Source organism: Enterococcus sp. NBRC 3427 (genome assembly GCF_007996925.1).
In the GTDB taxonomy this organism is placed as follows: Bacteria; Bacillota; Bacilli; order Lactobacillales; family Enterococcaceae; genus Enterococcus_B; species Enterococcus_B lactis.
The window spans coordinates 1-5930 of record NZ_BJLL01000090.1 but is presented as its reverse complement, the minus strand read 5'-3'; the positions used below and the strand labels follow the sequence as shown (position 1 = coordinate 5930).

Here is a 5930-nt window from a genome sequence, read left to right as displayed (position 1 = left end):
CAACCTCAAGAGAAGAGCCGCCTGTCTTTATTATCTGTCACTATCAAACCATTTCTTCGTTACTTATTGTCATTGATTTCTTTTTCTAATTTATCCAATAGTGGAGTGTAATCCACTTGAGTATAGTCTGTTACATCAAATTCATATAGTGTTCCTAACTGAAATTCATCATATTTTCGGTCAGTGATGATCTTTTTGAATGCTTCTTTCGTAATATGGTTCGTCCCTTTCGATCGATCTTCCAATATGTCGCCATAGTGATAATGATCCATGATATAGCTCAAGTGACGATCTGGTTCACGATCACGTTTGTACCGACGTTGCCATAACACTTCAAAATCTGCTGTTAGGCGAATCGTCATTACCTGATATCCGTATTTTTCTGCTAATTCTTGGAGTCGAGTTTTTTGCTTATCACTAAAAGGATACTCGGACACAATCACTTTCTTTCCTGCTTCCATATACAGATCAAGTGCTTTGTAATAGAAAGGATAAACTTTCGTCCTTTCTTGTTCCGCCCGTTCTTCCAAGTTGTTAAAACCGATGGATTCTGCATAATATTCCTTGATTTCATCGAGCGTGATGGCATACATATCTGGAAATCGTTCCCGTAGTTTATTCATAAGATATGTTTTTCCTGTACCAGGACTACCAGCTAGAAGAATGAAATACTTTTTCATCTCATTTGTTTCCTAAGTTAATTGGACTTTCCAAGTTCATAAACAGTCCAATCTTATGCTTGACAATTTCTTTTACTGCTTCATTTGCTGGAATCACATTATGGCGAAGAGACTTGTTGATTTCTGTTTCACTAAAGGTTCCTTTAGCCACTTTTGTCCAGTTGACTAAAAGCTCCGTTCCAACATTGAATTTGCGGATCCCGTTATTGATCAATTCGGGATAATCTTCTTCTTTCACACCTGTTCCGCCATGGATAACGAGGGGAACATCAACTACTGCATCGATTTCTTTCAGCAAGGGAATGTTCACTTCTGTTTTTGATTTGAATTGTCCATGATTCGTACCGATAGCAATAGCTAATGCATCCACACCTGTAGCTTCTACAAATTTCACTGCGTCTTCCGGTCTTGTATATACCTTGTCATTTTCAGCGACATGGATTCCTTCTTCTGTACCGCCGATCGTTCCAAGTTCTCCTTCTACGGAAACACCGTGTGCATGGGCATATTCTACCACTGCTTTCGTTTTCAAGATATTTTCTTTGAAAGGCAGATGGGACCCGTCATACATGACAGAAGTATATCCGCTATCGATTGCTTCTTTGATATCATCAAAGTCTCGGGCGTGGTCTAAGTGCAAGACTGCATCAACCATTTCTTCTTCTGCAATAGCTGTCATTACATTGACTAACACATGCATGCCAATATATTTTGCGGTGTCGACACTTGTTTGAATAATGATCGGCGAACCCATTTCTTTTGCTGCGCCTAGCATAGCAGGAAGCATTTCTAGGTTATGCGTATTAAAAGCTCCAACTGTAAAATTCAACTCTTCTGCTGTTTTTGTTACTTCTTTCAATGTTGTATACATCTTTTATTGCCACCTTATCTTTTTATTTGTTTCCTTTGATCGTTACTTGTTTTGCAATTTGTCGCATCTCATCCATTTTGCCCATGTAGTAATCGATCCCTTGATCATCACCCGCACGAGCAGCATCTGCACGCTTCTGATTATAGAGGCTCATCAGTTTTTTATACCCATCTCCGATCGTCTGTTTATTTTCCAAGCTCTTTTCTAAATATTGGATGGCTTGATCGTTCTCATACAATTCAGAAAATTTAAGTCCAACTTGTTCATAAAGTTCCGCTAATTTGGGCTTCTCTTGGGTCGTTGAAATCTCTTGATTTAATTGTGTAATCTCTGATTGAATCTTTTCGGTCGCTTCTGGCGAGAGGACTTTTTCCTCTTTTATCGATCTTTTTTTTGGTTCATTTTCTTTTTTCTTAAAAAATCCGAACATCATTTTCCCTACTTTCAATTAAAATGCTTTCAAAATTGGGCTTAAGATCCAGGCATATAAGAGTGCGGCGGCTACTGTATCTACATCGGTTGCTGTAGCATTGATGAATCCCATCGAATTAAAGATCGTTACTAGCAAAGCAGGCAATAATGTAATAAAGAAGCCATGAGCAATACCGCCAATGATCGCTCCTCGACGTCCGCCAACTGCGTTACCAAATATCCCCGCTGTTCCTCCGGCAAAGAAATTCGTTAGCATACCTGGTAAAATCATCGCTAAGCCGAACATCGGCAAAGTGAACATGGCAATAATCGTACCGATTGTTGTCGTAATGAAACCTAAAATAACAGCATTTGGGCTATAGGGAAAGAAAACTGGACAATCTAAGGCAGGAATCGCATCAGGAACTAATTTCATTGCTATCCCTCGAAATGCCGGCACGATTTCACCTAACAGTAGACGTACACCAGCTAGCAATACATACACACCCACTACGAATTGGATGGCTTGTAAAAAGGCAAACATGATATAGTTTTGATCTCCTGATAATTCAGAAGCGAATGGTTCACCTGCAAACAAAACAGTGATGATATATAGTGGGACCATCACGACCATGACAGACAAATACGTATCTTGCAGAAACTCGAAATGCGTGGGCAATTTGATCTCTTCAATCGATTTTTTATTTTCACCTTTCTCACCAAAAAGCTTAGCCACGCCAGCTTCAAATAAGTATCCAATCGTACAAAAATGCCCTAAAGCAATATCATTCGATCCTGTAATCTTACGTATAATTGGTTGCGCTACTGCTGGCATAGCAATGGCGAAACAAGCTCCGATAAAACCACCGACTAAGATCAATACGATCCCTCGCAGACCGGCGAAATAACCAAAGACCGTCGTCATCGTCGCCATCCATAAAATGGCTTGACCAGTTAGAAAAATGTACTTCCATTTTGTGAAACGAGCCAAAATAATATTGAATACAAAAATGGCTAAGAACGTCAGTGCAATATCTCTACCTAAACCTAAATCATTCATTGCTTGCCCATTGATAGACTCAATAGAAGGGATGATTCCTTGCATATGGAATCCTTCAGTAAAAATTTTCCCGAAATAAGTTAAACTTCCAACAATGATACTCGAACCGGCACTCAACACTTGGAATCCTAGGAGTGTCTTTAACGTGCCAGAAATGACTTGTCCTGCTGATTTCTTCTGCAGCAGTAGACCCAACATAGCAATCAATGCAATGGTGATCGATGCCTGAGTCAAAATATTTTCGATGATAAAATTGATAACGCCCATGTTTTTATCCTCTTTTCTTTTTTATTTAGATAACTCCCTTATCTTGTAGAACTGGGGTGATTTTTTCTTCAATTTCATTTTTCGAGACAATATTTTTCAAATAGATCATCGCTGTTTTAGGATCGACTGAGAATTTTTCGAACTGCGAGCGAAAATTTTCTGCTGTGATGATCACATCTGGTTTCATGGACACTGCAGAAGAAATATCACAATGGTCCAGTTTGGCTTCTACTCCTAATTTGTTCAAAACATCCTCAGCAGACATCTGTGCTGCAAAACTGCTTCCTAAACCTGCGCCGCATACGAATAAAATGTTCAATTTGTTCATCTTTGTTCTTCCCCGTATCATTTATTATTTCTCAACTACTGAAAAAGCAGTTGTTTGAAATCTTCAACATTTGTGCACTCGATCAATCGATCCAACTTCTCTTCATTATTGATCAGTTCGATCAGTTCTTTCATGATGTTCAGATGCGAGTAGGAATCTACTGCCGCTAAACAAAAAATAATCTTTACTGGATCCATTTCAGGATTACCGAAATCGATTGGTTGCTCAATCGTAGCTACGCTGACTCCTAACTTATTGACCCCATCTTCTGGTCGAGCATGGGCTAGCGCCATGTGTTTGCCAATCACGATATATGGCCCGTATTCATTCACTGCACGAATCATCGCTTCGACATAGCGTTCTTCAACAATGTTTTCTTTGACCAATGGTTTAGCAGCTAGTTCAATTGATTCCTCCCAAGTAGCGGCTTTTTCTTTGATCATGATATTGCTGTCCGTCAAAATATCTTTTAACATAGGCTGGATCTCCCTTTTGTTGATTTCTAGATTGTTTATTTCAAATAATTTTTCCAACTTGCCATAGATGATGCGGTCCACTCGGCCACCACTTTCTTCCATGACACCGATTATTTGAGTGAATAACTGCGTCGATTCATGACTGTTAGGTTTTAACCGCTGCAGTTCTTCATTTCTTTTCAAAAAGTCTTCTATAACTAAAATATTCGTCTCAGTCAAAATTGGATCGACAACTAAAAGCGGCTTATTTCGATAATTCAATTGAAAGGTGCTGAAAACCAGATCGACATCCAGTTTATCCACTAATTCGATTTCTTTTGAACTTAAAACTGCAGTAATCTCGATTTGAGGAAATTTTTCTTTCAGATTTTCTGCTAACAGATTCCCGGTAGCCATGCCGTGATTACAGACAACAACTGATTGATAAACATAATTCAGGTCTCGCTTGATCACACTGGCAATCGTCGAAAAGTGGATGACAAGAAAAGCTATCTCGTCCTCCAGTATCTTGCCGCCAATTACTTCTTCGATCGTAGGAACAAAATGAGTGACTGCGCGGTGGATTGGAAAATAATTTGTTCGGATGTTTTCTTTCAATGGATTCATGACTTGAATAGCATGCTTGATTCTTATGATTAGTGCAGCCATGTGTTTATAGAGATTTTCGAATAAAGCTTCTTCTTTTAGATGAAAAGGTATGTGTGTCTCGTTCTCTACAAATTGGATCAATTGGATCGTTAGTAGTTGAGCTTGTACCCACTCAATCGAATTGGAGATATCTCTAGCATTGAACGTCTCGATAGTGAAACGAAGATAATTTCTTTCTACTTGTGGGACATTGTCCAATTGAAATTCCGTGATCATGTAGTCAATAAATGCAGAGAAGCTGCTGTCTTTTATTTCTGTATTTTTCCAATTAATGGCAGAGATGAATTCATGTTTCCTGATTCGCTGGATCCAGATCAATGTAAAAAGCAGAATTTGCTTTTTATAAATATCATCCTCTTGTTTTAACAACTTATTGGAATAGATCTCCTCTATTTTTTTGATTTCCACCAAAGGAAAATAATGAAAAAAGATTTTTTGAGCCGGTGTTAGTTGTGCATCTTGATTCATAAAGAAGTCGGTCATCCCCAGATTCTGATTGATAAAATCATAGATCATCGTACGGATAGATCGTTCTGAACCTTTATAAACCAGTCCCTGCTTTCCATAACTAACGATCTCGATTCCATAACTGACCAGTGTTGCTCGTAATCGTCTCATATCTTCATCTAACGTACTTTTAGAGATTTGAAATTCTTCTTCTTTTTTGTTTAGATGGATCGGGTTTCGGCTGTAAGCAATGGCTAAAACTAAATCAAAAATACGTTCCCGCCGATTCAAAAAGCCGTCTTTCACATCTTTTATTTCAGTTTCTAATCGAACTTGCTTGTCATTCTCCAGTTTCAACAAAAAACCTTTGTTGCGAATTGTTCTGATTTCCGGAAGCTTTTTACTGCTCAACCAGATATTCGCTTCAAGAACTTCCTGACGGATTGTCCGCTGACTGACATTAAACTCATCTGCTAGATGTTCCGCTTTTACTGGATATTGGGCTGTCATGATTCTGTGAAGTATTTCAATTGTTCTTGTTTTCATAGAAATGATCTCCTTCTGATTTCAAGTATATGGTTCCGCTTACATAATAAAAAGTAGATATTTCTGCCACTTGAAGTGGAAAGAAAGTAAGCATAGCAAACAAAAAATAAGCCGTATGCTTTTTCAACTTCTCAACGAAAAAGACATACGCCTATTATTACAAAAATTTTGCCCATCTATACAAAAAAGAGGTCAT

The 5930-nt window shown here is 38.4% G+C and carries 6 protein-coding genes; all 6 read right to left on the bottom strand.

All coding sequences use genetic code 11. From position 1 onward, the window contains the following. Positions 1-59: 59 nt before the first annotated feature. Genes ESP02_RS12705 through ESP02_RS12680 form a run of 6 tightly spaced genes read right to left on the bottom strand, consistent with a single transcriptional unit; the run spans position 60 to position 5734 of the window. The gene (locus ESP02_RS12705) at positions 60-680 is read right to left on the bottom strand and encodes a zeta toxin family protein (RefSeq protein WP_002375068.1); all 621 of its coding nucleotides are present in this window, start codon (positions 678-680) and stop codon (positions 60-62) included. 1 nt (position 681) lies between these two features. Beyond that, positions 682-1551, bottom strand: coding sequence for a class II fructose-bisphosphate aldolase (locus ESP02_RS12700; protein WP_002310673.1), 870 nt, complete (start codon positions 1549-1551; stop codon positions 682-684). Between the two features lie 22 nt (positions 1552-1573). Then, positions 1574-1981: a hypothetical protein gene (locus ESP02_RS12695; protein ID WP_010731855.1), complete on the bottom strand. Its 408-nt coding sequence runs from the start codon at positions 1979-1981 to the stop codon at positions 1574-1576. A gap of 18 nt (positions 1982-1999) precedes the next feature. After that, positions 2000-3289, bottom strand: a complete 1290-nt coding sequence (locus tag ESP02_RS12690) for a PTS sugar transporter subunit IIC (protein WP_002315985.1) — start codon at positions 3287-3289, stop codon at positions 2000-2002. A gap of 25 nt (positions 3290-3314) precedes the next feature. Then, positions 3315-3617 (bottom strand): PTS sugar transporter subunit IIB, encoded by a 303-nt coding sequence (locus ESP02_RS12685; RefSeq protein WP_002292534.1) that lies wholly within the window; start codon positions 3615-3617, stop codon positions 3315-3317. A gap of 35 nt (positions 3618-3652) precedes the next feature. Further along, on the bottom strand, positions 3653-5734 hold the full coding sequence (locus ESP02_RS12680) for a PTS sugar transporter subunit IIA (RefSeq protein ID WP_038398400.1): 2082 nt from the start codon (positions 5732-5734) through the stop codon (positions 3653-3655). Positions 5735-5930 lie beyond the last annotated feature (196 nt).

Excerpts from the sequence above, each read along its gene's own strand:
- ESP02_RS12705 (WP_002375068.1), bottom strand. The coding sequence starts at position 680 with ATGAAAAAGTATTTCATTCTTCTAGCTGGTAGTCCTGGTACAGGAAAA.
- ESP02_RS12685 (WP_002292534.1), bottom strand. The coding sequence starts at position 3,617 with ATGAACAAATTGAACATTTTATTCGTATGCGGCGCAGGTTTAGGAAGC.
- ESP02_RS12690 (WP_002315985.1), bottom strand. The coding sequence starts at position 3,289 with ATGGGCGTTATCAATTTTATCATCGAAAATATTTTGACTCAGGCATCG.
- ESP02_RS12695 (WP_010731855.1), bottom strand. The coding sequence starts at position 1,981 with ATGTTCGGATTTTTTAAGAAAAAAGAAAATGAACCAAAAAAAAGATCG.
- ESP02_RS12680 (WP_038398400.1), bottom strand. The coding sequence starts at position 5,734 with ATGAAAACAAGAACAATTGAAATACTTCACAGAATCATGACAGCCCAA.
- ESP02_RS12700 (WP_002310673.1), bottom strand. The coding sequence starts at position 1,551 with ATGTATACAACATTGAAAGAAGTAACAAAAACAGCAGAAGAGTTGAAT.